Origin of the sequence: Streptomyces sp. NPDC001480 (genome assembly GCF_042894725.1) — a bacterium.
Lineage (GTDB): Bacteria > Actinomycetota > Actinomycetes > Streptomycetales > Streptomycetaceae > Streptomyces.
This window is the reverse complement of record NZ_JBIAVX010000001.1, coordinates 311,336-336,027: the sequence shown is the minus strand read 5'-3', so window position 1 is coordinate 336,027 and position 24,692 is coordinate 311,336. Positions and strand designations below refer to the sequence as shown.

Here is a 24,692-nt window from a genome sequence, read left to right as displayed (position 1 = left end):
GTTCGGCATGCGATGGCACGGTTCGGGCGTCAGGCTGGAAGTGGGCGAAAACCGTAGGTCTCACCAGCACCGCGAGCGAAGGAACTCAGCAGATGTTTCCTCCCATGCCTCTTGCCGAGTGGCGTGACACCAAGGAGACGGTCCACCGGTTCACGCAGGTCGTCGGCAAGATCCGGCTCGCTGAGAGCCCCCGGCGCAACCATTGGTGGAACGTCGCCTTCCACCTCACGGGACGTGGCATCACGACGCGCCCGATGGGCCGCGTGGACGGAACACGGATCTTCACCATCGACTTCGACTTCGTCGATCACCAACTGGTGGTCACCACACTGGAGGGCCGCACGGTCGCCTTCTCCCTGCTCGGCCAGTCGGTCGCCTCCTTCCATCGCCTGACTCTGGAAGCCCTGGCCGCGCTGGGCGTCGACGCCGAGATCGCGCTTCCCCGTCCGTTCGATCTGCCCGATGCGGCACGGCCGTTCGCCGAGGACGTCGAGCACGCCGCGTACGATCCCGTCTGGGCGAACCGCTACTGGCAGGTGCTGAGCCAAGTGGCCCTGGTACTGGAGGAGTTCGCGGCCGGGTTCTCGGGCAAGGTCAGCGCGGTGCACCACTTCTGGCACACCTTCGACATCGCCTGCACCCGGTTCTCCGACAAAAAAGTCGACCAGCCGCCGCAGGTCGATCGGGTCACCCGCGAAGCCTATTCACGCGAGGTCATCAGCTTCGGCTTCTGGTTCGGCGACGCCCACTGGGCCGAGCCCGCCTTCTACTCCTACACCGCGCCCGAGCCGGCGCACCTGACCGACGAGCCGCTCACACCCGCCGCAGCCGAGTGGGTCCCCCGCGCGGGCAGCCACCTGGCTGTGCTGCGCTACGACGACGCACGCGGTCAGGCCGACCCGAAGGGGGCGGTCCTGGCCTTCTACGAGAGCGCCTACCTCGCCGGCGCCCGCCGCGCCGGATGGGACATCGACGCCCTGGCCTGTCCGCACGGGATCACCGACCCGTGCCTGCCCGCCACACGGCCGTGAACAAGCTCTGAAAGGGTGGGTGCCATGACCGTAGCGGTGCTCGGAGCCACCGGTGGCCAAGGCGGAGCGGTGGTCAGCGGCCTGCTGGACCTACGGCGACGGGCCGGCGACGACATGGTCGCCATGTGGGCCCTCTGGCTCGCCACGGTCGCGCCGTCACTGTGACGGCCGAGCGCCGGGCCGGCCGCGGACGGTCGCGGCCGGCGTGGGAAGAGGGCAGGTGCCGACTGGGTTCCTGCCTGCCGTAGCCGGCCGCCGTGAGGTTGGCCTGTACGGCGTTCTCGGTGGCGTCCGACGGGTAGCCGGACGTCATGACGCCTTCGTAGAAGGTGCCGGCGGAACCGTGACTGTTGTCGCCGCCGATGCCGAGGATGATGGCCCTTCCTTCTTCATCGGGTTGTAGCCCGAGACGTTGGGGCGCGTGCCGTTGTAGAAGGTCGACAGGCCACCCGACTGGGCGTTGCCGCCGCGGATGGCCCAGTGGTTGGGTCCGCCCTTGACGACGGCGGTCAGGTAGCGGTGGCTTATCGAGGGGTCGCCCGCGTTGTAGTGCTGGTTGACGCCGGAGAACAGGCCGTTCTCGAGGTCGGCCATGACCCAGGGGCCGTTGCCGGAGCCGTAGCCCCAGACCTTGATGTTGCCGAAGTAGATGGCCTCCATGGTGCCGTTGCCGTCGTCCCGGCTGTTGGTCTCGGCGTTGCCGTAGTCGAAGCAGCAGCCGCCGTTGTAGTGGGTGCCGTCCAGGACGGCGTACATGCCCTCCGCCTGGTCCCCCTTGGCGACGCCGTCGGTGTTGTTGTTGCGGTGCCCGGGGCCACGTACACGCCGTGCGCCTTGTGACCGCCGATCGTGATCGGTGCCGCGGTGCCGCGGTGCCGCGGTGCCGCGGTGGCGTTGGCGAGGTTGTCGTACCCGCCCGCGGCCGGGCCGGAGAACCCGCCGGGGGGTGCCTGGGTGAGGCGGTTGTTCCGCCCGGACTGGTCGTAGATGACGGTGATGAGACAGGTCGTGCGGGCGCAGAAGGCGTCCTGGGGTCGCGATGTGGGGCGCCGGGGAGGTCCCCCGGTACCACCCCGACGGCCGCCCGCTCCACACGACGCTGAACCCTCCGCGTCCACCGCACGGCCGGAGCAGTGACCGGTCAGGCGGTCGTACCGGTCACCGTGCTGCCCGTCTTGGTGACGCGGTAGGTCACCGAGGCACCGCTCCAGAAGTGGAAGGTGAGCGTCACCCGGGAGTCGTCCTTGAGGGAGTCGACGAAGTCGGAGGTCAGCTTGATGGAGTCGCCGGTGTATGCCGAGAAGGCCGTGTCCCACTGCTGATAGGGGGTCCAGCTCGCCGGTCCTGCGTTGCTCCCGTCGTCGTACGTGGCCTCCATCGTGGCCAGTTGGTCGCCCCGGAACCGGGTGGGGATGGTCAGGCCACTGGTGCTTCCGGAGGCGTTCGACAGAACCGGGTTGTCATAGGTGATGACATCGATCCGCCATGGGACACCGCGTGAGAACCTCGCCTCCAGTGTCGCGTCGACCCCGTACGCCCGGTCGCCGGCCAGTTCGGTGAGTGCGGCGGCGGTCAGCGTGAGCTGGTTGCCGGAGACGGTGTAGTCCTTGCCTTTCACGAGGTCGCGGGAGCCGTGCCGCAGTCCCTGGAAGTCGGTGCCGTTCGGGTTGAGCGTGAGCGTCCGGCTGGTGACGGCACTCGACTCGGGGAGGAACACCATGTCGCTGGAAGCGGTTCCCGAACGGGTGGTCCAGCTCGACTTGATCTGGGCGAACAGCTCCGGGTCCCGCCATCGCAGGGTGGTGCGGTTCAGGAACTGACCGGCGTCCCAGAGCATGGTGGTGAGCTTGCGCCGGCGGGCGTAGTCGCCCAGGAACTCGAAGTACTTGCGCACCTCGCCCCGTTCGATGATGCCGGGGCGGGTGTGGTCGTAGGCGAGCAGGGCGTACTCGCCGATGATGACCGGGATGCCGCGGGCGGCGAACGTGTCGTACACACGGTCGAAGGTGTCGGTGAGGTCCTTCTGCGAGGTGGCGTCGAACCGGGTGTATCCGGCGATGTTCACGCTGAACGGCCACCATCCGTAGAAGTGGATGGTCGTGGCCACCATGGGATCGTGCAGGGCCGTGATGCTCGCGGCCAGCGCGTCCAGCCGCCCCTGGTCGGCGTTGGTGTACAGGGTGGGCAGGACGAGCAGCCGGTCGGCGTTGCGACCCCCTGACGCGCGGACGATCCGGTGGAAGACGGTGTTGAGCTCGTCCAGCAGCCGGTAGTTGTCGTCGTCACCGGAAGTGCCGCTGAACGTCGGCTCGTTGATGCTCTCGAAGACCAGTCTGGACGCCTCGTCGCGGAACTCCGCCGCTATCTGGGTCCAGGTGGCGGTGTAGCGGGCGAGGACGGCGTCGTGATCCGTGGAGAGGTTGTTGACCCACATCCACGAGTCGTGGTGCATGTTGATCATCACGTAGAGGTTCTCGTCCAGCGCCCAGTCGACGACCTGCCGCACCTTCGCCATCCAGGCCGGGGCGATCGTGTAGTCGGGTGCGGCGCCCTGGTGGCCGCCCCAGGTGACGGGCAGCCGGATGCTCCTGAATCCCTGCGACTTGACCTTTCTGAGCAGTGCCCTGGTCACGGGCGGATTGCCCCAGGAGGTTTCGTCGGGGATGGCGTCATAGGTGTTGCCCAGGTTCCAGCCCGGCTGCATGGCGGCCACCGCGCTGCGGGCGGCGGGCGCACTGGGCGGGGGCGGGTCGGCGGCCCATGCGGTGGCGGGTAACAGCGGGAGCAGGGCCGACGCCAGGAGGAGTGCCAGGAGGCTTGCCAGTCTCCTTGTCATCACGTGCACCTTCCGGTCGGAGGTACGGAAACTCTCTCTCCATGCGGCGGAGAAGTTAACATGAAGGGGTGTTGGGAGCACACCACGTGCGCACGCATTCGGCGTCTACCAGGCGGCACGCGAGGCCGGCCTGCGGATCCCCGACGACCTGAGCGTCGTGGGTTTCGACGACCTCCCGGTCGCGGCCTGGATCGACCCGCCCCTGACCACCGTCCACCAGCCCCTGACCGAGATGGCGGTGGCAGCGACGGAACTGGCGCTCACCCTCGGCCGCGGCGAACAGGCGCCCCAGGTGGGGCTGGAGATCGCCACGACACTGACCGTCCGGGGCAGTACGGCCCCGCCGCGGTACTGACGCAGCAAGCCTCCAGCGACAGAAACGCTCTATATTTCGACAGCGAAAGTTTCGGCCTTGTCAAGGTACTTGCCAAGCACTCGTGACCCGCAGAGTGTGGTGCGCGTCCCGAGTGCACGCGCCTCGGTCGTCGTTCTGCTGGAGGAACTCGTGCGGAGATCGATCCAAAGGCACCGCGGACGCCTCGTCGGACTGGTCGCCACCGTGTGACCGGCCGCGGCCGGTCCGATCACGGTCACGATCCCGTCGGCGAAGGCCGCTCCAGCAGCGGTCGACGCCTCCGACGCCGGCATCGGCACGGTCCGCTGTCCCGGCGGGCCGACCCTGCACACAGTGAGCCAGTGAACCAGTGAGAGGACTCGATCAGGGTGTCGAGCATGCCCGAGACGGGCGCCACCATCAACAACCCGGTGATCCCGGGGTTTTACCCCGATCCGAGCATCTGCCGGGTGGGCGAGGACTACTACGTCGCGTGTTCCAGCTTCGAGTACTTCCCCGGCGTGCCCATCTTCCACAGCCGGGACCTGGTGCACTGGACCCAGATCGGCAACGCCCTGGACCGGCCGGGCCAGTTGCGCCTGCCGCTGGACTCGCCCTCCTCGGGAGGGATCTACGCGCCCACGCTGCGGCACCACGACGGCCGCTTCTGGCTGATCGTCACGAACGTGAGCAGTGACGGCAATCTGCTGTTCACGGCCACCGATCCGGCGGGGCCCTGGTCCGATCCGGTCCGGCTGCCCTCAGTCCCCGGCATCGACCCTGATCTCGCCTGGGACGACGAGGGCAACTGCTGGTGCACCGTCGCCGGTGTGGGACAGGTCCGCCTCGACCCCCACACCGGCGAGACCCTTGGTCCCGACCGCAAGGTCTGGTCCGGATCGCCCGGCGCCAAGGCCCCGGAAGCACCGCACCTGTACCGGATCGGAGACTACTGGTACCTGCTCATCGCCGAGGGCGGCACCGAGCGCTGCCACGGCGTCTCGATCGCCCGGAGCCGCACACCCGACGGGCCGTTCGAGCCTTGCCCGGCCAACCCGGTCCTGACCCACCGCGGCACCGACCACCCCATCCAGAACACCGGCCACGCGGACCTGGTCCAGGCATCCGACGGCTCGTGGTGGATGGTGCTGCTCGGCGTGCGGCCGGGCGGTGGCACGCCCGGGTGGCACGTACTCGGCCGGGAGACGTTCCTGGTACGGGTCGAGTGGGTGGACGGCTGGCCGGTCGTCGGCGAACTGTCGCTCGAGGCGCCCGCGCCTCCCTGGCCGCTCCAGCCGGGCCCCGTCACGCCGGTCCGGGACGACTTCGACGTGAGCGAGTTGGCCCCGTACTGGGTCTCTCTGCGCCATCGCCCCCCGGAGGACTGCACCACCAAGGACCGGCCCGGATGGCTGTCCCTGCGCGCCCGCGGCGGATCGCTCGACGACACCGACGTGACGTTCGTCGGCCGGCGGCAGCAGCATCTGTCCTGCCGGGCGCGAGCCCTGGCCGACGTGTCGGAAGGGCGCGGCGGCCTGGCGGTGCGCCTCGACGAGCAGCACCACTACGACATCGAGGCCGCGGCCGGTGAGGTACGGGTCCTCGCCCGTATCGGCCCGTTGAGCACAGTCGTGGCGTCGCGGCCGGTGCCGCCCGGACCTGTGGTGCTCCGGGCAGAGGTGACCGCGGTCCGGACCCTGACCGACGCACGGACCGGCCCCGACACCGTCTCGATCGGCATCGAGGAGCCGGACGGCACATTCGTCGAGCTCACCTCTCTCGACGGCAAGTACTTGTCCACGGAGGTGGCGGGCGGCTTCACCGGCCGCGTCATCGGCATGTTCGCGGCGGCAGGGTCCGTGCACTTCGACTGGTTCGACTACGAGCCGCTCGAAGACTGAGCCTGCCGCGCACGCGCCTGGTCCCACGGTCATCCTGGGACCAGGCGAGCCGTCTTCCCCTTGGGCCAGGCCGCACGCGCCTCCCGATCCGATGACTTTGCCGAACGCGGGTTCCCGAGTCGGGTGATCCGGCGGCGACCAGGCACGGCCCGAACGGAATCGAGAACGATGCAGCGCCCGTCATCGTTCAGAGACCCAGGTGATGCCATTGCTCACGAGCGTGTTTCCTCGGTCTGCTGGGGGCTCTTGATGACTGCGGCGGCCAGTTCTCCAGTGAGGATCAGCTCTCTCGGCAGGGTGAGTCCGAAGCGTTGTTCGAGGAGTTCAAGTGCAGGAGTGACTTCGGCGGCCGTCTCCATGTCGGCGACCAGGGCGGCATCGTCGCCGTCGACATCGAAGAGGTAGGGGGCCTCGTCGGTGTCGACGTCGAAACACAGCCGCACGCTGCCATCGTGGGCGTAGCGGAAATGCGGCTCCGGGACGTTCGGGTGCTCGGCGAAGTAGTACAGCTCGTACGTGTGGACGTCGCCGTGCCAGATGACCGGTGTCTCATGCCGGCCCAGCGCGAATTCCCACTGTCCGCAGCCCACGGCGAAAGAGAGATCACCTACCGATCCGTACCGAACACCCGCCATGGGGTAGTGCCGGCCGGTTGTACGCAGCAACTCACGTAGCTCGTCCTCGAACGCCGCCTGTGTGCGCGGGCCCAACTGGCGCGGCTGTGCATCGGGAACGAGGCGTTGTACGAGGTCTTCGGGCGTGAGGTTGCGGGCGAGGATCACGCAGTATCCGCCAGGCAGCAGCTCGTCTTCTTCGGCGACCCAGGTGATGCCGTCGGACATCGTGATGTCTCCTGTCGGGAAGGGCCAGGGGCGGCGCCACCGTAGCCGATGGGCACCGCCGCCCCTGTACGTCGGTCAGATCACTTCGGGGTGCACTTCACGGTCGTCTTGCTGGCGTCGCACCCCGTGAACTCGGGGCGAGTCGCACCCAAGTCGAGTGCCGTACGGGGGGAGATCGGGTCAGCTGAAGCGGGTTTTCGGTCACTTGCTGTGCGTCAGCTGTGCGAAGGCATGTGAACCGCCCTCACGTCGGCAGATAGGAGCGGGGGCGGACTGTGGATGCAACGAGCCAGTCAGCGAAGCGCCGCCAGGACGCGGCCCCCAAGGGTCCGCTCGGCCAGCCTCTCAGGAGACCGCCAGGCGTAGGCAGTGACCTCCTCTTCCTGAAGGGGGACCTTCGGATCCCTCCGAAGACGGAAAAGGAACGAAAGGTCCAAAGGGTCGCTCCTCGATTCGGCGGCGTGCTGATGAGCCCGGCAGAGGGTGGAGCCAACGTCGGCTTCTTTGTGCACCGTGAGCGACGGCGACGTAGGCCACGCCGCCGTGGACCTGGAGCATCACATCGGACCGCACCTTTCATGCAGCGGCATGCAAGGGTAGGCGGATCGCGTCAGGCTGAGGCCAGACGGTTGGCGAGGTGCAGCGCGTCGGTGGCCACGGACAGCGCGGCGTGAAGGCCGACGACCTCCAACACCGTGGGGTGTATGACGGGGGTCCAGTCGCCGGAGAGGTTCGACCAACTGGCGAGGACGACCTCCGCCGAGGCGAGACCGAGGCGAGCAGTCACGTCCATTCCGCCTCCCGTGCCGGGCTCCCAACTCAGCAGGATGGTCCCAGGGCGTAGTTGGCCGGAGTCCCGGTCGGCTGCCCACAGTGTGCGGATCGGCTGGGCGGGATGGGAAGGCACGCAGCGGAGGAGGGCCCCGCGTGCAGACCGAGGCATGGGATCACGGACAAGGTCACTGAGGACCAGGTGGCGCGAGAAGTTGATCGGCGGCGCGGACGGCTGCGGATTGGGACGGCAAGTCATACGTCGGACCAGTCCAGCTGGTGCGAACTGCGGGCGGCAGCACGCCCTCCTGGCCGTTCTCGGCTATGTAGACGCCTCCGTTGGACCCGGTGATCTCCACTATGCCGCCGATGCGGTGGGCCTGGGGCCAGTTCGGGTTGACAGCCAGGTACGCGGGAAGGTCGGGATCGAAGGTATGGGCGAGTCGGTCGGGGGCGGTGCACACGGTTGCCGCCCAGCTGTCAGTGCGCTCCCACCCTGCTTGCGTCAGGGGCCGCAGGGCCTTGCCGACGGGGTGAGCCGTACCGCCCAGGTAGCTGTTCGGACCCTTGGCGTAGCTGTTGGCAAGGGCGATGGTGAAGGCGGTGACCAACTCGGTGGGGGTGGCCGAGTCGAAGGTGGCCATCCATTGCGGAGGACCGAAGGGATCGGCGTGGACGGCGACCAGGTTGTCCCACGCTGCTTGGCGAGCGGAGCCCCCACGGAGGCCTGACTACCTGTCAGTGAAGTCAGCATGGGTCAGCATCCGTCCGACCAGAGCTGACTACGGATGGCGAAACTCGCACCTCACGGTGGAGTGGATCGGCTGCTGCGAAGGGGATTCGCTCACGCGGTCTGAGCGAACCGGGCCGAGTGCGCTTCCCCGCACCCGACTATATGCGCGCCTGGCTGGAAAATACCAGCTCAGCGCACTCGACCCCGCGGCTTCAGCGGCACCGACGGCAGTTCCGGCGCAGGCAACGGATCCCCGTCGTACCCCTTCACAACCCCAAATCGCGACCCGATCATCCACTCCTCCCGGGCCTGTTTGATTTCATCCTGCGAACGCCCGACGAAGTTCCACCACATGATGAGCTCCTCGGCGAAGGGCTCGCCGCCGAGCAGCATGACTCCGGCGGCGGACTCGGCGCGCAGGGGCAGTTCGGTGCGGCCGCAGCCGAGGTACAGCATGGAGCCGGGCAGTACGGGGACGCCGTCGACGTGCACCTCGCCGGACATCGCCAGGACGCCGTACTCGAAGTCGGGTTCGAGGGGCAGGTGGACGTCGGCGCCCCGGGTGAGCGCGAGGTCGGCGCCGACGATCGGTGTGTACGCGGTGCCGGGGGAGGTGGCGCCGTCCAGGCCGCCGAGGAGGACGGTCGCGGTCAGGCCGGGTGCGGTGACCGTGGGGAGCACCGGGTGGTGTTCGAACATCGGCTCGGTGTGGCGGTGGGCGTCGGGCAGCGCGACCCAGAGCTGGGCGCCGTGCAGGAAGCGGGCGTGCGACCTAGGGCTTTCCTCGGAGTGGCTGATCGCCCGGCCCGAGGTCATCAGCCCGAGCTCCTTGGGGCGGATCGTCTGGAGGCTGCCGGTGGAGTCGCGGTGCAGCACCTCGCCCTCGTGCAGCCAGCTGACCGTCTGGAGGCCCATGTGCGGGTGCGGCGGGACCTGCATGCCGGGTTCGTCGGCGATGTCGTCGGGCCCGTAGTGGTCGACGAACGCCCAGGCGCCGATCATGCGCCGGCCCAGGTTCGGCAGCAGTCGGCGCACCTCGGTCGACTCGCCCAGTTTGACGTGTCGGGGGCTCAGCAGTTCGCGGACGGGCTCGGCGACGACGAATCCGCGGCCACCGCACACGCTCGGTACGGGCGCCCGGTCAAGGTTGCTCATGCCGCCCAACCTAGTCCCTGCCGCCCCGTTCCCGCGCGGACGCCACCGCCCCTTCCCGAGCGGTCAGCCGGTCGTGGCGAATCCGTTGCGGAGCGCGTCGAGGACGGGGCGGAAGGTGGACCACCGGGCGTCGGGGGCCGAGAGGTAGAGGTCGTACTCCCGTCGGCCCTCCCGGCCGTAGCCGAGGTCGGCGGCACGGAAGACGCGGGCGCGGCCCCGGAAGGTGAACTCCCACACCACGGCCGGCTCGTCCCGGAAGGTGGGTCCCTCCGTCTGTTGTGCCCCCTTCGTCCTGCCCCGCCACCATAACCGTCGGTGCGTGGCCGTCCGCCCGGAGTGTGGGCGGCCTCACGTGCGGGGGGTTCCCGTGCCTGCCGACATCAGGCGCGGGAACCCCCCGGTCTCCGGAGGCGGGCGTCAGCGCGCCGTCAGCTTCCACAGGTGGTCGGCGGTGCCGTTGTCGTCCCACTGGAGCACCTGAGCGCCGGTGGAGGTGCTCATCGAGTCCACGCCGAGCAGGAGGCCGCTGTTGTAGTTGGCGATCTTGTAGTAGCCGTCGCCGGACGGGATCAGCTGCCAGAGGTGGTCGGCGGTGCCGTTGTCACCCCAGACCAGGGCCGTGCCGCCGTCGGCCGTGTTCATGTCCTTGATGCCGAGGAGCAGCCCGCTCGCCTTGTTGGAGATCTTGTAGAGGCCGGAGCCGGCGGAGGTCAGTGTCCACGACTGGGTGCTGCCCGTGCCGGAGGCGGCCTGGACGACCGCGGTGCCCTGGGCCGTGCCCGAACCCTGGGTGTCCAGGGCGAGGCCGCTGTTCCGGTTGGTGACCTGGTAGGTCCCGGCCAGGGAGGAAGCGGCGCCGGCCGGGGTGATCGTCAGGTGGTAGCCGTCGGTGGCGTTCGTCGTCACGGGGACGGTGATCTGGCCGTTCGAGACGGTGTAGTCGGTGTCCGAGATCGTGACCGGGCCGGACACCGCCGTCGTACGGCCCTTGGACGGCGTGTACTCCAGCTTCACGTGCACCTTGCCGCTCAGCGCGGAGAGTGAGCCGAGACCCTTGACCGTGACGGCGCTCGACCCGGCGCCCCCGCCGAAGATCACGCTGATCTGCTTGCCGTCGCCCGTGAGGGAGGCGGCGCCGTCGATGCCGGTCCGTGCCGGGGGAGTGGTGACCAGCATGGTGCCGGACATGGCGCCGTACCACTTGTAGAGCCAGTACGAGCCGTTCGGCGAGGCTCCGGTGTCGGTGAGGGTGTCGCCGAGGGTGCCGTAGTGGTTCCAGAAGGCCAGCTCGGCGTCGTGCACGCCGGCCCGCTCGAACTTGGCGACGTAGCCGACCAGCGAGCCGGGCACACCGACCTCGCTCGGGGTGCCGTACTCCTCGATGGCGATCGGCCGCGGGCTGATGCCGAGGCTGCTCTCCAGCGCCCGGTACGCCGAGACGTGCGCGGCGATGTCCTTGCTGCCCTGGAGCTCGTGCCAGGCGATGATGTCGGGCAGGGTGCCACTGACCTTGGCGTCGGTGAGGAAGGTGCTCATCCAGGACTGGTTCCACGCCGAGTAACTCGGGCCCTGGACGGGCGTCTTGCTGTCCTTGGCGCGGACATCCTCGTACGTGCGCGCCCAACCGGCGTCGAACGCACCAGCGTTGGTCGTGTCCCAGGTCCAGTCGGGCTCGTTCCACAGCTCGTACGCGGCGATGTTCGTGGCACCGGAGGACCGCACCGAGGCGACCTGTTTGTCGACCGCCGACAGCCAGTCGCTCCAGCTCACCCACTTGTAGGGGAAGTTCGGGTACCAGTCCGGCATGCGGACGACCACCTTGGCGCCCGCCCGCGCAGCCTTGGCGGCCACCACGAGCGCGTCACCGGCCGGCTTGGGCTCGCCGTTGGGTAGCTGGGAGCCGCCGGGGGCCATCTGCACGAAGGTGTTCGGGCTGAGGGGGGTGACCAGGCTGTCGGCGGGGGTCGTGGAGTCCGCCAGGCCGTAGAGGCTGCCCGTGGCGACGTGGGTGACCGGGCGCAGGGTCTGGTCGGCGTTGACCACCAGGGTGGTGGCGGTGGTGGGGGCCGCCTGGGCGGGGGTGGCGAGCGCGGCCGTGAGGACGGCCGTGCCCACGGCGGCCGTCAGGCGTCCGGAGAGTCTCGTGCGGCTCATGGAAGGGGGTTCTCCTCATGGAGGGAGGGGGGAAGGAGAGGGGACCTGACGAGCTCGGGTCCCCCGAGGTCCTGACGAGCTCAGTCCTTCACCGCGCCCGCGGTCACACCCGCGGCCACATAGCGCTGCGCGAGGACCAGCAGGACCGTTGCGGGGACGGACGCGACGACGGCGGTGGCCATGATCGCGTTCCACTCCTGGTTGTTGTTGCCGATGTAGCGGTAGATGCCGAGGGTGATCGGCTTCCAGTCGCCGCCGCCGTCCAGGGTGTTGGCGAAGACGAAGTCGCTCCAGGCCCACAGGAAGCCGAAGAGCGAGACGGTGACGATCGCGTTGCGGCTCAGCGGCAGTACGACCGACCGAAAGGTGCGCCAGGCGCCGGCGCCGTCGATCCGGGCGGCGGAGATCAGCTCGCCGGGGATGCCGGACATGAACGCGGTGAAGATCATCACGCCGAACGGCACGGCGATGGTGGAGTCGGCGACGATCAGTCCCCACCAGGAGTTGAGCAGCCCCAGGTCGAGGAAGACGCCGTAGAAGCCCATCGCCATGACGATGCCGGGGACCATCTGCGCGATCAGCAGCCCCAGGCTCAGCGCGCCGCCGCCGCGCGGGCGCAGCTTGGCCAGGGAGTACCCGGCGGGGGCGGAGATGACGAGGGTGAGCGCGACGGTGCCGAGCCCGATGAGCAGGCTGGTGCCGAGGTAGGGCAACTGGTCGTCGAGCACCGCCTTGTAGCCCTCGAAGGTGGGGTGCAGCGGGAACAGGTCGGGCGGGTCCTTGCGCATGTCCTGCTGCGGGGTGAGGGACACGTTCAGCATCCAGTACACCGGGAACAGCATCAGCGCGGTGAGGACCAGCCCGATGGCCGTGTAACGGCGGGCGGGCGTCGGGGACTTCACGCTTCCTGCCTCCTCTGGACCCTGATGTACAGCAGACCGAAGACGAGCGCGATGAGGATGAGGATGTCGCCGACCGCCGCGCCGGGGCCGAACTTGGGCAGCAGCGTGCCGAAGCCGAGCTGGTACGACCAGGTCGCCAGGGTGGAGGAGGCGTCCCCGGGACCGCCCTTGGTCGTGATCCAGATGAGGTCGAACACCTTGAGGGTGTAGACGAACCCGAGCAGCAGCGTGATCGCGGACACCGGGCGCAGCAGCGGGAGGGTGATCCGCCGGAAGCGCTGCCAGGCGTTCGCCCCGTCCAGGGCCGCCGCCTCGTACACCTCCGCCGGGATGTTCTGGAGCCCGCTGTAGAGGATGACCAGGTTGAACGGGATGCCGATCCAGATGTTGGCGACGATCACCGAGGTCAGCGCCCAGTCCGGGGAGGTGAGCCAGCCCACCGGGTCGACGCCGACGAAGTGCAGGAAGTAGTTCACCACGCCGGACTCGCTGTTGAACATCCACGACCAGGTCGACGCCGACACGATCAGCGGCAGCAGCCACGGGATGAGGAAGAGCGCGCGCAGCGTGGCGGAGAGCCGGAAGTGCCGGTTGAAGAAGACCGCGAGGGCGAGCCCGATGGCGTACTGGAAGGCGATCGACACGAAGGTGAAGAGCATGGTGTGCCGCATCGCGGGTCCGAACGTCGGGTCGTCCAGCACCTTTTGGAAGTTGTCCCAGCCGGAGAAGGGCGCGTCCCCGGCCACGAAGGACCGCACGGTGTAGTCGCGCAGGCTCAGGTCGAGGTTGCGGTAGAGGGGATAGACGTAGAAGGCGGCGAGGTAGGCGATCAGCGGGGCGGCGAAGGCGAGCGCGGTCAGCCGGCTCCGGCGCCGCTGCCGGCGTTCCAGCGGCGGCCGGGCGGAGCCGCTCGCCCCCGGCGTGTCCGGGGCCCGGCGCGGCCGGTCGACTCGGGCGATGGTCATGTCGCGGGCCTAGCCCTTCCGGGCGCTCGCCTGGGCCGTGTCCAGCGCGGCCCGGGCGCTCTTGCCGCCGGACAGGGCGGCCTGGACGGCGGTCCACATCGGCTGGGAGATGGTGGGGTACTTGGAGCCCAGTCCGCCGCTGGTGCGGCCACGGGCAGCGGCCACGGCGGACACCCACGGCTTGAGCTCCGGGTTCTTCGCCACCTGCTGGGCCTGCACCGCGGCGGTCGGGGCGACGTACATCAGGGTGGTGTCGGTGGCCAGCAGGTTCGCGGAGCTGGTCAGACAGGTGACGATCTTCTTGCTGGTGTCGTAGCGCGCGGTGTCCTTCTGCACGGGGACGGTGACGAACTCGCCGCCGGTCGGCACCGGTGCCGAACCCCCGTTCTGCGCGGGGACGTTGATGATGCCGTAGCCGAGGCGCGCCTTGTCGGCGTTGCCGAGCTGCCAGGTGCCGTTCTCGCCGAACGCGTAGTCCCCGGTGGCGAACTCCTGCCAGCTGGTGGTCTGCGTGTTCTGGAGGACGTCCTTGGGCGCGTAGCCCTCGTCGACCCAGTTCTTCCACAGGGACAGCGCGGCCTCGCCCTTGGCGGAGTTCAGCTTGCTGAGGTCGCCGCCGGCGCCCCAGAACCACGGCAGGAACTGGAAGCTGCCCTCCTCGGTGTTGATCGCGGAGAAGGTGATGCCCTTCTTCCCGGCCGCCTTCACCTTCTTCAGGGCCGCGTCGAGCGATGCCCAGTCCTTGACCGAGGCCGGGTCGACCTTGGCCGCGGACAGCACCTTCTTGTTGTAGTAGAGGGCGAGGGTGTTGGCGCCGATCGGCACGCCGTAGGAGGCGCCTGCGATGGTGCCCGCGCCGATGATGTTCTTCTGGATCGACTTGGTGTCGATGCCGAGGTCGCTGGTCTTGTTGAGGATCCCCGCCTCCACCAGCGTCGAGACGACCGGGTTGTCCACGAGCATCACGTCGGGCGCGTTGCCCTGCTGGGCGGCCAGCAGCGCCTTGTTGCCGAGGTCGGTGGTGTCGTAGGCGGTCCGCTTCAGCTTCACCCCGGCCTGGGTGCCGCACGCGGTGACCCGCTTGCCCCAGGGCGAGGAGGCGTCGAACTGCGGGTACGGGTCCCAGAAGGTGTACGTCCCCCCGGACGCCTTGGAGGAGCCGGAGTCGTCGGAGCCGCCTGAGCAGGCGGTGAGGGAGGCGAGGGCGCTGACGGCGGCTGTCGCGGAGAGGAGGGTGCGGCGGGTGGGTATCACGGGGCTGACCTCGTTGTCGTAGGAGGGTGGTTCAGGAGGTGGGCAGCCAGACGCGCATGCTGCCGTCTTCGCGGTTGGCCCAGGCGTAGTAGGGGACGGCGGTCAGTTCGACGGGCTCGCCGTCCGCCGCGGGGGAGTCGCCGGCCGTGGCGTACGGCCACCAGCCCGCGTCGGTGAGGTGGCGCCGCCGGCCCGCCGCGACGACCGTCGTGACGCCGCCGAGGAGGTCCGGGCGGTGTTTCACGGCGAGTGGGCGGGTGGTGTCGACGACGACGTCGTCCAGTCCGCCGCCGGGGTGGTCGGCCTGCTCCAGGCAGTACACGAGCGGCCCCCGCTCGATCGCCACGCAGCCGCGTACGGCGTCCACCCGGGGGTCCGCGGCCGACAGCCGCGGCTCCAGGCCGAGTTCGAGGACGACCCGGTCGCCGGGGGACCAGGTACGGGTCAGCCGCGTCCAGCCGTCGGCGACGGGGGAGTCGTACGTCTCGTCCCCGCACCGCACCCGGTACTCACGGCACCACTGCGGGATGCGCAGGGAGAGCGTCCAGGGGCGGTCGGCGGGGGTCTCCTCGACGGTGAGGGCGACGGTGCCGTGCCAGGGGTAGTCGGTCTCGCAGCGGACGGTGACGCCCTCGGCGGCGTAGTCGCCGTCGACGTACTGGTGGATCTGGAGGCCGTCGTCGTCGCTGGTCGCCAGGTAGTGCTCGAGGGAGGCGAGCAGCCGCATCACGTTGGGCGGGCAGCAGGCGCAGCGGAACCAGCGGGTGCGGCGGGCCGACTGGTCGCCGCCGGGGTCGGTGTGGCCGTCGCGGACCTGGAGCGGGTTGACGTACAGCCAGCGCTCGCCGTCCAGGGAGACACCGGCGAGGAAACCGTTGTAGAGGGTGCGCTCGATCAGGTCGGAGTAGCGGGCCTGCCCGGTGAGCAGAGCCAGGCGCCAGCTCCACTGCACCGAGGCGATCGCGGCACAGGTCTCGCAGTAGGCACGCTCGTTGGGCAGTTCGTAGGGGTCGCCGAAGTCCTCCTGGTCGTGGTGGGCGCCGAGGCCGCCGGTGATGTGGGTCTTGGTGGTGGTCATGGCCTGCCACAACCGCTCGTTCGCCGCGCGGAGTTCGGGCTCCCCGGTCTCCGTGGCCAGGTCGGCCGCCGCGGCCAGCAGGTACAACTGCCGTACGGCGTGCCCCTCGACGTTCGTCGCCTCGCGCACGGGGACGCGGTCCTGGCAGTAGGCCTCGCCGCCGAGCAGGCCGTGGCCGTGGCGGTCGACGAAGTAGCCGGCCAGGTCGAGGTAGCGGCGCTCGCCGGTCTCCCGGTACAGCTCGACCAGGGCGGTCTCCACCTCGGGGTGGCCGTCGATGCCGTCGATGGGCCGGCCGCTGCCCGGCGGGCCGAAGACGGAGTCGATGTGGTCGGCGAACCTCACCGCCACGTCGAGGAGTTCGCTGCGCCCGGTGGTCCGGTGGTGGGCCACGGCGGCCTGGATGAGATGGCCGGCGCAGTACAGCTCGTGGCCCCAGCGCAGGTCCTGATACCGCTCGCCGCCCTTGACCAGCTGGAACCAGGTGTTGAGGTACCCGTCGGGCTGCTGGGCGGCGGCGACCAGGGAGACGATCCGGTCCACCTCGGCCGCGAGCTCCGTCGCGCCGCCGTCGGCCAGTTGCCAGGCCGCCGCCTCCAGCCACTTGTAGACGTCCGTGTCCACGAACGGGTAGGCGCCCTGGAACTCGTCCTCGGCGGTGCCTGCCGCCAGCCGCAGATTGTGCAGGTTGCCGGCGGACTCCAGCAGGCCGGGGCCCTGGGGGAGGGAGACGCGGGCGTTGGTCTCGCGGCGGGCCTGCCAGAAGCCGGCGTCGATACGAGTGGTCGCGGGGCGCAGCGCGGCGTGGGCGTCCGGACCGGGGCGGACCGGGCCGGCGGGGGTGCGGGGCATGGCTCTCCGGGGTCGGTAGGTGGCGGCGGCACGGAACCACCGTGCGCAAGCATTTTGCGCAACCGTTTTCTCGGGGTGAAAGTAGAGGGCAGTGCGGGAGGCCGGTCAAGAGCCGCGGCAGGAGTTTTTTCCGTTTCCCAGCGGCTTGGCAGGTACGCTGGCCAACTGTCACCATGTCAGGCGTCCGCGTCACCCAGGAAAAGGTTTGCCCGTGACCTCTGCTCCAGGCTCTCCCCTCGCCGGCCGGGCCCGGCTCGCCGACGTCGCCGCGCTGGCGGGCGTCAGTGTGGGCACGGCGTCGAAGGCGCTCAACGGCGGCGGCCGGATGCGTCCCGAGACCAGGCAGCGGGTGCTGGACGCGGTGGAGGCGCTCGGCTTCCGGCCCAACCAGCACGCCCAGAGCCTGCACAGCGGGCGGAGCTGGACGGTGGGCCTGATGACCACGGACGGCATCGGCCGGTTCAGTACGCCCGTGCTGCTGGGCGCCGAGGACGCGCTGGGCGCCGGGAAGATCTCCGTGCTGCTGTGCGACACCCGGGGCGACGCCATCCGGGAACAGCACCACCTGGCCACCCTCACCGACCGTCGGGTGGACGGCATCATCGTGGCCGGCCGCCGCACGGACCCGCGCCCGCCGCTGACCGGCCTCGACCCCTCGATACCCGTCGTCTACGCGCTCGCCCCGTCCACCGACCCCGCCGACACCTCCGTCGTCACCGACGACCACGGCGGCGCCCACCTGGCCGTCGAGCACCTGCTGGCCACCGGCCGCACCCGCATCGCCCATGTCACCGGCCCCGAGCACCACCAGGCCGCCCGCGACCGCGCCCGGCACGCCGTCGAGCACCTTCAGAACGCCCAGCTCGGCCTGGCCACGGGCCGCGTGCACTTCGGGGAGTGGAGCGAGGCCTGGGGCCGCCGCGCCGCGGACGCCCTGCTGCGCACCGCCCCCGACACCGACGCCGTTTTCTGCGGCAACGACCAGATCGCCCGCGGCGTCGCCGACACGCTCCGCGAGCGGGGCAAGGACGTGCCCGGTGACATCGCCGTGGTCGGCTACGACAACTGGGACACCATGGCGCTGGCCTGCCGTCCGCCGCTCACCACGATCGACATGAACCTCTCCGAGATCGGCCGCATCGCCGCCCTGCTGCTGCTCCAGGCGATCGACGCCGAGCCGGAACCCGGTGTGCACACGGTGCCGTGCCGGCTGGTGGTGCGCGAGTCGAGCTGAAGCGCCTTGCAGGCCCTCGGCCCCATGGCCGCAGGCCGCCACCCTCGCGGTGGGCGCCGCGCCGGTCTCGTACGACGTGCGGCCCGGCGGCACTCGTGCGCCTGCCGGTCCGGCTCGGGTGGTGGATGGCGGGGCGCGGGGCATCCGGGTGGTGGGCGTCGTTGCCGGTGGTGTGGAGAGGTGCGGGCCCTGCGGGCCCGGCGGGAGTGTGCCTCGGGCTCAGCGGGGCGTCGACCGTGGAGCGGTGGTGATCATGCGGTCCCTTCCAGCCGGGGCTCGCCGGCGTCCGTGGGGCGTGCGGTTCGGTGGCGGTCGCTTGCGTGCCGGGTGGTGGATGGCGGGGCGCGGGCGTCCGGGTGGTGGGCGTCGTTGCCGGTGGTGTGGAGAGGTGCGGGCCCGGCGGGAGTGTGCCTCGTGCTCAGCGGTGCGTCGACCGTGGAGCGGTGGTGATCATGCGGTCCCTTCCAGTCGGGGCTCGCCGGCGTCCGTGGGGCGTGCGGTTCGGTGGCGGTCGCTTGCGTGCTCAGCGGGGCGTCGACCGTGGTGCCGTGGTGATCATGCCGTCTCCTCCAGCCGGGGCTCGCCGGTCTCGGGCCGCAGGATGCCGGTCACCGAGCCGGTCAGCGCCACCAGCAGGACGGCGGAGCCGGTGAACAGGCAGACCGTGGTGACGCCCAGACCGGACGCCGCCGCCGTGGTGGCGGTCGCGCCCAGTGGGCCCAGGGCCGAGTGGACGGTCCAGAACGACGAGGTGACCCGGCCCAGCAGAGGGGCCGGGGTGACCTCCTGGCGCAGGGACATCGAGCAGATGCCGGCGATGCCCGTGCACATCAGCTGGACCGTCACCAGTGCCGCGACCACCGGGACGGTCCGGGCCACGCCCAGGCAGGCGACGGCGAGGCCCGCGACGGAGAAGGAGCCGATCCAGCTCACCCCGAAGCCCAGGCGCCGCCGGAGGCGGGCGACCACGGAGGAGGCGGCGAACGTGCCGACGGTGCCGACGGCGAGGACATAGCCGACCGTCGCGTCCGCGTGCCCGAGCTCGTGCTTGACCAGATAGACCACGAGGTCCGTCAGACCGTACGTGAGGAACGTCAGCACGGACAGCAGGACCGTGAGCGGGCGCAGTACCGGATGCGCCCACAGAAAACGGACGCCGGCCAGGAACTCCCCGCGCGGACGGCGGCGTTCGGCCGCGACGGGCGGTCGCGCCGTGGCGTCGAACCGGACGAACCGGATGCCGAGGGCGGAGATCGCGAAGGTCGCGGCGTCGATACCGATGGCGGTGGCGGGCCCGGCCGACGAGGCGACGAGACCGGCGAGCGCCGGCCCGGCGACGCCCGCGGCGGCGTAACTCGCGTAGAGCCGGCCGTTGGCCCGGGTGATCTGCCCCGGCCCCACGAGCGCCGGCACCACGGCCACGTAGGTGACCTGGAACAGCATCGAGAAGATCCCGGCGACCGGCACGACCGTATAGATCAGCCACACCGGCGTGGCGAACGCCCACACCACCGGGACGAACAGGTACAGCAGACAGCGCGCCGTGTCGCTGACGATCAGCAGCCGCCTGCGGTCGACCCGGTCGGCGAGTACGCCGGCGAACGGCCCGGTGAGGATGGAGGCGAGGCCGGTGAGCCCGGTGACCGCGCCCATCTGGACCACCGAGCCGGTGCTGTGCAGCACCAGCAGCGGGATCGCCACGTAGGCGAAGGAGTCACCGAGGGCCGACAGGGTCTGGACAGCCAGGAAGACGCGCTGGGCGGAGGTGCCCGATAACGGCGGACGATCGCCTTCCGCTGCCGTCACGTCCGCCTCCCCTGCCGACCCGGCACATGGACCGACGAATGGATCACACGCTACACCGATCGACGTCCCCTCGGGCGAACGTCGTTCGGCCCGGCGTTCAGCCCAGCCGCTTCAGCAGTTCGGCGGCGAGCGGGGCGGAGGAGGCCGGGTTCTGGCCGGTGACCAGGTTGCGGTCCACGACCACGTTCGGCGCCCACGGCTCGCCCACCCGGACCACCACGCCCGCCTCGGTCAGGCGGTCCTGGAGCAGCCACCTGGCCTTGCCGGCGAGACCGGCCTGGGTCTCCTCGGCGTTGGTGAACGCGGCCACCTCGTACCCGGCGAAGGCGTTGGAGCCGTCGTCCGTGACGGCCGCGAGCAGGGCGGCCGGGCCGTGGCAGACCACGCCCAGCGGCTTGCCCGACCGCAGGGTTTCCACGAGCAGCCGGCCGGAGCCGGCGTCGACCGCCAGGTCCTCCATGGGGCCGTGTCCGCCGGGGTAGAAGACGGCGTCGAAGTCGTCGAGCCGCACGTCCTCCAGCCGGGCCGGGGAACGCAGCTCGGTCATCTCGTCGAGGGTGCGCCGGACGGCGTCGGCGTTGTCCTGGCCCCCGTTGACCTCGGCGGCCAGGCTGCCCGCGTCCACGGTCGGGACCACACCGCCCGGGGTGGCGACGACGACGTCGTGACCGGCTTCCTTGAACGCCCGGTACGGGGCGGCGGCCTCCTCCGCCCAGAAACCGGTGGGGTGCTTGCTGCCGTCGGCCAGGGTCCAGTGGTCGGCGCCGGTCATCACGAAAAGGATCTTGGACATGAGTCGCTCCGGGGAGGGGGAAGGTCACTGACGTTCCTCGAACGTAGGGCACCGGACCCATAAGCATCCAATGAAAGATCCAATGCCTGGCATTGGAAAACCAATGGGCGGCGCGGGGATACTCGGAGGCGTGGACAGCACCTCCCTCGATCTGAACCTCCTGCGCACCTTCCTCGCGGTTTACCGCTCGGGCTCCTTCACCGGCGCCGGCCGGCTGCTGGGACTGTCCCAGCCGACGGTGACCACGCAGATGCGCGCGCTGGAACGGCAGGCCGGACGGGAGCTGTTCGAGCGGCTGCCGCGGGGCGTCGTGCCGACGGCCGTCGCGGACGAACTCGCGGCCCGTATCGCCGCGCCCCTCGACGAGCTGGCCGCCGTCGCCGGGCCGGACCCCGCGGCGGGCGGACCGGCCGACCCGGTCCACCTGGCCGGGCCTGCCGAACTCCTCTGCACGCGCGTACTGCCCGCCCTGGCGCCGCTGGTGGCCGAGGGTGTACGGCTGCGCGTGGCGACCGGACTGACCGACCCGCTGCTCGACGAACTCCGGGCGGGCCACCACGACATGGTCATCGCGACCGCCCGGCCACGCGGCCGCACGCTGAGCGCGGTCCCGCTGATGGACGAGGAGTTCGTCCTGGTCGCCGCCCCCGTCTGGGCCCGGCGGGTGAAGGAACGGCTGGCCGTCGACGGGCCCGCCGTCCTGCACTCCGTGCCCCTGATCACGTACGCGGAGGACCTGCCCATCGCCCGCCGCTACTGGCGCCACGCCTTCGGCCGGCGGCTCTCCTGCCCCGCCGCCGTGACCGTGCCCGACCTGCGCGGGGTGCTGGCGGCCGTGGCCGCGGGCGCGGGATTCACCGTCCTGCCCCGCTACCTCTGCCTCGACCAGCTCGACTCCGGCGCGCTCGTCCCCCTCCACGAGGCCGAGGACCCGCCCATCAACACGGGCTTCCTCGTCCAGCGCCCCGGCCCGGCGGAGAACCCGGACGTGCCGCGCGTCCGCGACCTGCTGCTGCGGTCGGGGCGGTCCTGGTAGCGGGGGACGCCATGGCCGCCCGTACGGTTCACCGGACCGGGTGGGACGCCTGGTAGGCCAGTCTCCGGTCGGCGTCCTCACCGACGTCCGTGAGGAAGGAGTCCAGACGCAGGAACGCCTCCCACGGCGGCCGGCCACCCGCTTCGGCGAGCCGTGCCACGACGAGGTCCTCGAGCTCCGTGACACGCTTGTTCTTCCAGACCTTGTCGGCCAGGCTCACCAGCAAGTCCTCCACGCGGACGCCCGGTTCGGCCCATGACGCGTGCGTCCCGGCGAACCGGGCCAGCTCCGCGTCCACCCCGTGCGCGAGGAGCAACTCCCGCCCGGCCGCCTCGTGCCGTGCACCGGGGCCCGACAGCTCGGCGGGATACAGGGTCTTGCCGATGTCGTGCGTGGCGGCCCCGAAGAGCACCGCGTCCCGGTCGAACTCCAGGGCAGGGCATTCCGCTTGTACCCAGCCCACGAGCCGTACGGCCACGTCGTGCACCGCCCGGAGGTGGGCGACCAGCCGGGGCGGGGCGGCCACGCGCCCCAGCAACTCGGCGACGTGCGCGGGCAGTGGCTCCAGCGAGGGATCCCCGGTGTCGTCCATGGCCGTCGACAGCACGTCGGTAGGGGGCATCGTGCCAGAGTAGTCGCCGGCGCGCACCGGAGCGCGGTACCTGACGGAGGGTCACCATGCGGGCGTTACACACGGCGTTTCTTCTCGGGACGGGTCTCTTCTGGACGGCTGCCTATGTGCTGCTGATCCGCACGGGGCTGCGGGAGCGGACCTTCGGCATGCCGGTGGTCGCGTTCGCCACCAATATCAGCTGGGAGTTCATGTTCTCCTTCGTGCGGCCCCCGTCCGGTCTCATGCAGGTGATCAACATCGTGTGGTTCTGCTTCGACCTCGCCATCGGCTACACCCTCGTCCGCTTCGGCCGGGCCGAATTCCCCTACCTGCCCCGCCCGTTGTTCCTGCCGGCACTGGCCGCCGTGCTGCTGCTCGCCTACCCGGGCATGAACTTCGCCTCCGAGCAGTTCGACCACGGCGAGGGCGCCCTCACCGCGTTCGGCAGCAACGTGGCGATGTCGGCCATGTTCCTCGCGATGCTCGCCGCCCGCCGGGGCGTCCGCGGCCAGTCCCTCGCCATCGCGCTGACCAAGCTCATCGGCACCGGCTGCGCCTCCCTGACGCTGCTCACCGACCCCGACGCGGTGCCGCGCCACGAGACCGCGCTCATGCACTACTTCTACGTGGCCTGCTTCGTCCTGGACGCGGCCTACGCCTACGCGGTGTACGCGGTACGGCGGCACGCGGGCGAGGCCGGCCGTGCGGCGGCCGCCCCGGCTCGCGAGGCTGGACTCCCCGTACACGGCCTGGACGGGTAGTCTCGTCACGGCCCGCAGAGCGAAGGAGTCCCGATGACCGACGTGCCCCCCGAGGCGGAGCGGGACGCGATCATCGCCGCGCTGGGTCCGATCGTCGACGGCATCGTGGCGACCTTCGGCCCGGTCTGCGAGGTGGTCCTGCACGACTACCGGCGGCCGGAGCAGTCGGTGGTCGCCATCGCCGGCGAGGTGACCGGGCGCACGGTGGGCGGCGCGATGAGCGAGATCGGCATGCGCATGGTCGCCCACGGTGACGCGGCGGCCGATGAGCTGAACTACCTCACCCGGACCCCGGCCGGGAAGCTGGTGAAGTCCTCCACGATGCTGCTGCGGGACTCCGGCGGCGCGGTGTTCGGCGCGCTGTGCGTGAACCTCGACGTCACCGCGCTGACCCAGGCGCACACCCTGCTGGGCGCCCTCGCCGGCACCGGCCCGGACACCGCCGAACCGCCGACCACCGCCTTCGGCGACGACATCGACACGGTGGTCGACGCCATCGTCGACGCCCACCAGCTGCGGCAGAACGCCGGCTGGTCCCAGCTGGACCGGGCGCAGCGCCTGGAACTGTTCCGCGGCCTCGACGAACGGGGCGTGTTCGCGGTGCGCCGTGCGGTCGAACAGGTCGCCGGACGCCTCGGGATCTCCCGGGCCTCCGCGTACAACTACCTCGCGCAGGCCAGGGCGGCGGCCGGCGGGTCCGAGGGGGACCGGCCGTAGGGCCTGTCCCCCGAATGGCGCGGCCAGGTCGCGGGGCCGACGATGGAGTGGTGGGGGCCGGTCGTCGTGTGCCGCGACGGGGCGACGCGGCCGCCGGGTGGCGACGGACCGGCCCCGGCCGTGGTGAGCGGCCGGAAGGGAGGACACCGTCATGGCCATGCTGGAAGTGAAGACGGTCGAGAAGCCCGATGAACGGCGCGACTTCCCCCGGGGCCACCTCGAAGTGGTGCACCTCACGGGGCTCGACTTCGCCGTGGGCACCTTCGAACCGGGCTGGCGCTGGTCGGAGTCCGTTGGCCCGATCGCGGGCACCGCGAGCTGCCAGGTCCACCACAACGGCTACGTCGTGCAGGGGCGGATGCACGTGCGGATGGACCGGGGAGGGCGGCGAGGCCGAGATCGGTCCCGGCGACGTCTTCGTGTCCCCGCCCGGCCACGACGCCTGGGTGGTCGGTGACGAACCGGTCGTCGTGTACGACTTCGCCGGGCAGATGGCGACGGAGTACGCGAAGGCCGAGGGGACGTAGCGGGTCGGGCGGCGGCCCACCGCCGGCGTCATGATGCGGCCGGGCGCCGCTGCGGGTACGCCGCGAGGGCGGGGGCAGCGCGTTCCCGTGGATGGCCCCGGCGGCAGACGGCATGTCGATCGCCACGCCCGGCGCGTGGCGGGCCGTGCCCACAGTCCGCGGCCCTGCCCGGGCGCCGCTGCGGGGGTGTCGTGCGGGTGTGGGGGTGGCGTGTCGTCGTGGGTGGCCCTGGTGGGCAGGCGGTGCGTGGCCGTGCCCACCGTCAGCTCCGCGCCTGCCCGGCTGCTGCTGGGGGAGTGTGGTGCGGGTGTGGGGGTGGCGTGTCGTCGTGGGTGGCCCTGGTGGGCAGGCGGTGCGTGGCCGTGCCCACCGTCAGCTCCGCGCCTGCCCGGCTGCT

20 protein-coding genes and 4 pseudogenes are annotated in these 24,692 nt (G+C 70.7%); 9 read left to right on the top strand and 15 right to left on the bottom strand.

Annotated features, from left to right (window positions below; translation table 11 throughout):
• The first annotated feature begins 104 nt into the window (after nt 1-104).
• Both ACFY01_RS01570 and ACFY01_RS01565 read left to right on the top strand, forming a co-directional pair.
• Nucleotides 105-1,031 carry a DUF5996 family protein gene (locus tag ACFY01_RS01570; protein ID WP_390733592.1) on the top strand — a complete coding sequence of 309 codons (927 nt, stop codon included), beginning with the start codon at nt 105-107 and terminating at the stop codon, nt 1,029-1,031.
• A gap of 24 nt (nt 1,032-1,055) precedes the next feature.
• Nucleotides 1,056-1,196: a hypothetical protein gene (locus ACFY01_RS01565; RefSeq protein WP_390734044.1), complete on the top strand. Its 141-nt coding sequence runs from the start codon at nt 1,056-1,058 to the stop codon at nt 1,194-1,196.
• A 139-nt stretch (nt 1,197-1,335) separates the two neighbouring features.
• Here ACFY01_RS01565 and ACFY01_RS01560 read toward each other — a convergent pair.
• Together ACFY01_RS01560 and ACFY01_RS01555 are read right to left on the bottom strand one after the other, a co-directional pair.
• Nucleotides 1,336-2,149 (bottom strand): annotated as a pseudogene (locus ACFY01_RS01560) (arabinofuranosidase catalytic domain-containing protein); the annotation flags it as partial.
• Between the two features lie 23 nt (nt 2,150-2,172).
• Nucleotides 2,173-3,867 (bottom strand): cellulase family glycosylhydrolase, encoded by a 1,695-nt coding sequence (locus ACFY01_RS01555; protein WP_390733591.1) that lies wholly within the window; start codon nt 3,865-3,867, stop codon nt 2,173-2,175.
• A 94-nt stretch (nt 3,868-3,961) separates the two neighbouring features.
• On the opposite strand from ACFY01_RS01555, the pseudogene ACFY01_RS01550 reads away from it, so the two are divergent.
• Nucleotides 3,962-4,222, top strand: a pseudogene (locus ACFY01_RS01550) (substrate-binding domain-containing protein); the annotation flags it as partial.
• 377 nt (nt 4,223-4,599) lie between these two features.
• Entirely contained in the window at nt 4,600-6,102 is a 1,503-nt protein-coding gene (locus tag ACFY01_RS01545) for a glycoside hydrolase family 43 protein (RefSeq protein ID WP_390733590.1), read from the top strand.
• A 212-nt stretch (nt 6,103-6,314) separates the two neighbouring features.
• Here ACFY01_RS01545 and ACFY01_RS01540 read toward each other — a convergent pair whose 3' ends face one another.
• From ACFY01_RS01540 to ACFY01_RS01495, 10 genes and pseudogenes are all read right to left on the bottom strand, one after another.
• Nucleotides 6,315-6,944: a hypothetical protein gene (locus ACFY01_RS01540; protein WP_390733589.1), complete on the bottom strand. Its 630-nt coding sequence runs from the start codon at nt 6,942-6,944 to the stop codon at nt 6,315-6,317.
• A 610-nt stretch (nt 6,945-7,554) separates the two neighbouring features.
• Entirely contained in the window at nt 7,555-7,737 is a 183-nt protein-coding gene (locus tag ACFY01_RS01535) for a hypothetical protein (protein ID WP_390733588.1), read from the bottom strand.
• Between the two features lie 166 nt (nt 7,738-7,903).
• Nucleotides 7,904-8,407: pseudogene (locus ACFY01_RS01530) on the bottom strand (DUF317 domain-containing protein); the annotation flags it as partial.
• Between the two features lie 230 nt (nt 8,408-8,637).
• Nucleotides 8,638-9,603 (bottom strand): pirin family protein, encoded by a 966-nt coding sequence (locus ACFY01_RS01525; protein ID WP_390733587.1) that lies wholly within the window; start codon nt 9,601-9,603, stop codon nt 8,638-8,640.
• A 63-nt stretch (nt 9,604-9,666) separates the two neighbouring features.
• Nucleotides 9,667-9,843 (bottom strand): hypothetical protein, encoded by a 177-nt coding sequence (locus ACFY01_RS01520; protein WP_390733586.1) that lies wholly within the window; start codon nt 9,841-9,843, stop codon nt 9,667-9,669.
• A gap of 177 nt (nt 9,844-10,020) precedes the next feature.
• On the bottom strand, nt 10,021-11,757 hold the full coding sequence (locus ACFY01_RS01515) for an RICIN domain-containing protein (RefSeq protein ID WP_390733585.1): 1,737 nt from the start codon (nt 11,755-11,757) through the stop codon (nt 10,021-10,023).
• 80 nt (nt 11,758-11,837) lie between these two features.
• Nucleotides 11,838-12,659, bottom strand: a complete 822-nt coding sequence (locus ACFY01_RS01510; protein WP_390733584.1) for a carbohydrate ABC transporter permease — start codon at nt 12,657-12,659, stop codon at nt 11,838-11,840.
• The gene (locus ACFY01_RS01505; RefSeq protein ID WP_390733583.1) at nt 12,656-13,624 is read right to left on the bottom strand and encodes a carbohydrate ABC transporter permease; all 969 of its coding nucleotides are present in this window, start codon (nt 13,622-13,624) and stop codon (nt 12,656-12,658) included. The genes ACFY01_RS01510 and ACFY01_RS01505 overlap by 4 nt, the downstream gene beginning before the upstream one ends.
• Before the next feature lie 9 nt (nt 13,625-13,633).
• Nucleotides 13,634-14,878, bottom strand: a complete 1,245-nt coding sequence (locus tag ACFY01_RS01500; RefSeq protein ID WP_390733582.1) for an extracellular solute-binding protein — start codon at nt 14,876-14,878, stop codon at nt 13,634-13,636.
• 31 nt (nt 14,879-14,909) lie between these two features.
• On the bottom strand, nt 14,910-16,808 hold the full coding sequence (locus ACFY01_RS01495; protein ID WP_390733581.1) for a glycoside hydrolase family 127 protein: 1,899 nt from the start codon (nt 16,806-16,808) through the stop codon (nt 14,910-14,912).
• Nucleotides 16,809-17,019: 211 nt separating this feature from the next.
• Between ACFY01_RS01495 and ACFY01_RS01490 the strand changes: the two genes are divergently transcribed.
• Nucleotides 17,020-18,042: a LacI family DNA-binding transcriptional regulator gene (locus ACFY01_RS01490; protein WP_390733580.1), complete on the top strand. Its 1,023-nt coding sequence runs from the start codon at nt 17,020-17,022 to the stop codon at nt 18,040-18,042.
• A 555-nt stretch (nt 18,043-18,597) separates the two neighbouring features.
• On the opposite strand, the gene ACFY01_RS01485 is transcribed toward ACFY01_RS01490, so the two are convergent.
• Complete coding sequence (locus tag ACFY01_RS01485) at nt 18,598-19,848, bottom strand: MFS transporter (RefSeq protein ID WP_390733579.1); 1,251 nt, start codon at nt 19,846-19,848, stop codon at nt 18,598-18,600.
• Between the two features lie 97 nt (nt 19,849-19,945).
• Nucleotides 19,946-20,641 carry a type 1 glutamine amidotransferase domain-containing protein gene (locus tag ACFY01_RS01480; protein WP_390733578.1) on the bottom strand — a complete coding sequence of 232 codons (696 nt, stop codon included), beginning with the start codon at nt 20,639-20,641 and terminating at the stop codon, nt 19,946-19,948.
• A gap of 103 nt (nt 20,642-20,744) precedes the next feature.
• Between ACFY01_RS01480 and ACFY01_RS01475 the strand changes: the two genes are divergently transcribed.
• Nucleotides 20,745-21,677 carry a LysR family transcriptional regulator gene (locus ACFY01_RS01475; RefSeq protein WP_390733577.1) on the top strand — a complete coding sequence of 311 codons (933 nt, stop codon included), beginning with the start codon at nt 20,745-20,747 and terminating at the stop codon, nt 21,675-21,677.
• A gap of 28 nt (nt 21,678-21,705) precedes the next feature.
• Here ACFY01_RS01475 and ACFY01_RS01470 read toward each other — a convergent pair whose 3' ends face one another.
• Nucleotides 21,706-22,299, bottom strand: coding sequence for an HD domain-containing protein (locus ACFY01_RS01470; RefSeq protein WP_390733576.1), 594 nt, complete (start codon nt 22,297-22,299; stop codon nt 21,706-21,708).
• A 56-nt stretch (nt 22,300-22,355) separates the two neighbouring features.
• Between ACFY01_RS01470 and ACFY01_RS01465 the strand changes: the two genes are divergently transcribed.
• The 3 genes and pseudogenes from ACFY01_RS01465 (at nt 22,356) to ACFY01_RS01455 (ending at nt 24,295) form a co-directional block, all read left to right on the top strand.
• Complete coding sequence (locus tag ACFY01_RS01465) at nt 22,356-23,051, top strand: hypothetical protein (RefSeq protein WP_390733575.1); 696 nt, start codon at nt 22,356-22,358, stop codon at nt 23,049-23,051.
• Nucleotides 23,052-23,084: 33 nt separating this feature from the next.
• Nucleotides 23,085-23,768, top strand: coding sequence for a transcriptional regulator (locus tag ACFY01_RS01460; RefSeq protein ID WP_390733574.1), 684 nt, complete (start codon nt 23,085-23,087; stop codon nt 23,766-23,768).
• 157 nt (nt 23,769-23,925) lie between these two features.
• Nucleotides 23,926-24,295: pseudogene (locus ACFY01_RS01455) on the top strand (cupin domain-containing protein).
• The last annotated feature ends 397 nt before the right edge of the window (nt 24,296-24,692 follow it).

Excerpts from the sequence above, each read along its gene's own strand:
- ACFY01_RS01535 (WP_390733588.1), bottom strand. The coding sequence starts at position 7,737 with ATGGACGTGACTGCTCGCCTCGGTCTCGCCTCGGCGGAGGTCGTCCTC.
- ACFY01_RS01565 (WP_390734044.1), top strand. The coding sequence starts at position 1,056 with ATGACCGTAGCGGTGCTCGGAGCCACCGGTGGCCAAGGCGGAGCGGTG.
- ACFY01_RS01555 (WP_390733591.1), bottom strand. The coding sequence starts at position 3,867 with ATGACAAGGAGACTGGCAAGCCTCCTGGCACTCCTCCTGGCGTCGGCC.
- ACFY01_RS01515 (WP_390733585.1), bottom strand. The coding sequence starts at position 11,757 with ATGAGCCGCACGAGACTCTCCGGACGCCTGACGGCCGCCGTGGGCACG.
- ACFY01_RS01460 (WP_390733574.1), top strand. The coding sequence starts at position 23,085 with ATGACCGACGTGCCCCCCGAGGCGGAGCGGGACGCGATCATCGCCGCG.
- ACFY01_RS01480 (WP_390733578.1), bottom strand. The coding sequence starts at position 20,641 with ATGTCCAAGATCCTTTTCGTGATGACCGGCGCCGACCACTGGACCCTG.
- ACFY01_RS01465 (WP_390733575.1), top strand. The coding sequence starts at position 22,356 with ATGCGGGCGTTACACACGGCGTTTCTTCTCGGGACGGGTCTCTTCTGG.
- ACFY01_RS01545 (WP_390733590.1), top strand. The coding sequence starts at position 4,600 with ATGCCCGAGACGGGCGCCACCATCAACAACCCGGTGATCCCGGGGTTT.
- ACFY01_RS01540 (WP_390733589.1), bottom strand. The coding sequence starts at position 6,944 with ATGTCCGACGGCATCACCTGGGTCGCCGAAGAAGACGAGCTGCTGCCT.
- ACFY01_RS01475 (WP_390733577.1), top strand. The coding sequence starts at position 20,745 with ATGGGCGGCGCGGGGATACTCGGAGGCGTGGACAGCACCTCCCTCGAT.
- ACFY01_RS01525 (WP_390733587.1), bottom strand. The coding sequence starts at position 9,603 with ATGAGCAACCTTGACCGGGCGCCCGTACCGAGCGTGTGCGGTGGCCGC.
- ACFY01_RS01495 (WP_390733581.1), bottom strand. The coding sequence starts at position 16,808 with ATGCCCCGCACCCCCGCCGGCCCGGTCCGCCCCGGTCCGGACGCCCAC.
- ACFY01_RS01570 (WP_390733592.1), top strand. The coding sequence starts at position 105 with ATGCCTCTTGCCGAGTGGCGTGACACCAAGGAGACGGTCCACCGGTTC.
- ACFY01_RS01470 (WP_390733576.1), bottom strand. The coding sequence starts at position 22,299 with ATGCCCCCTACCGACGTGCTGTCGACGGCCATGGACGACACCGGGGAT.
- ACFY01_RS01505 (WP_390733583.1), bottom strand. The coding sequence starts at position 13,624 with ATGACCATCGCCCGAGTCGACCGGCCGCGCCGGGCCCCGGACACGCCG.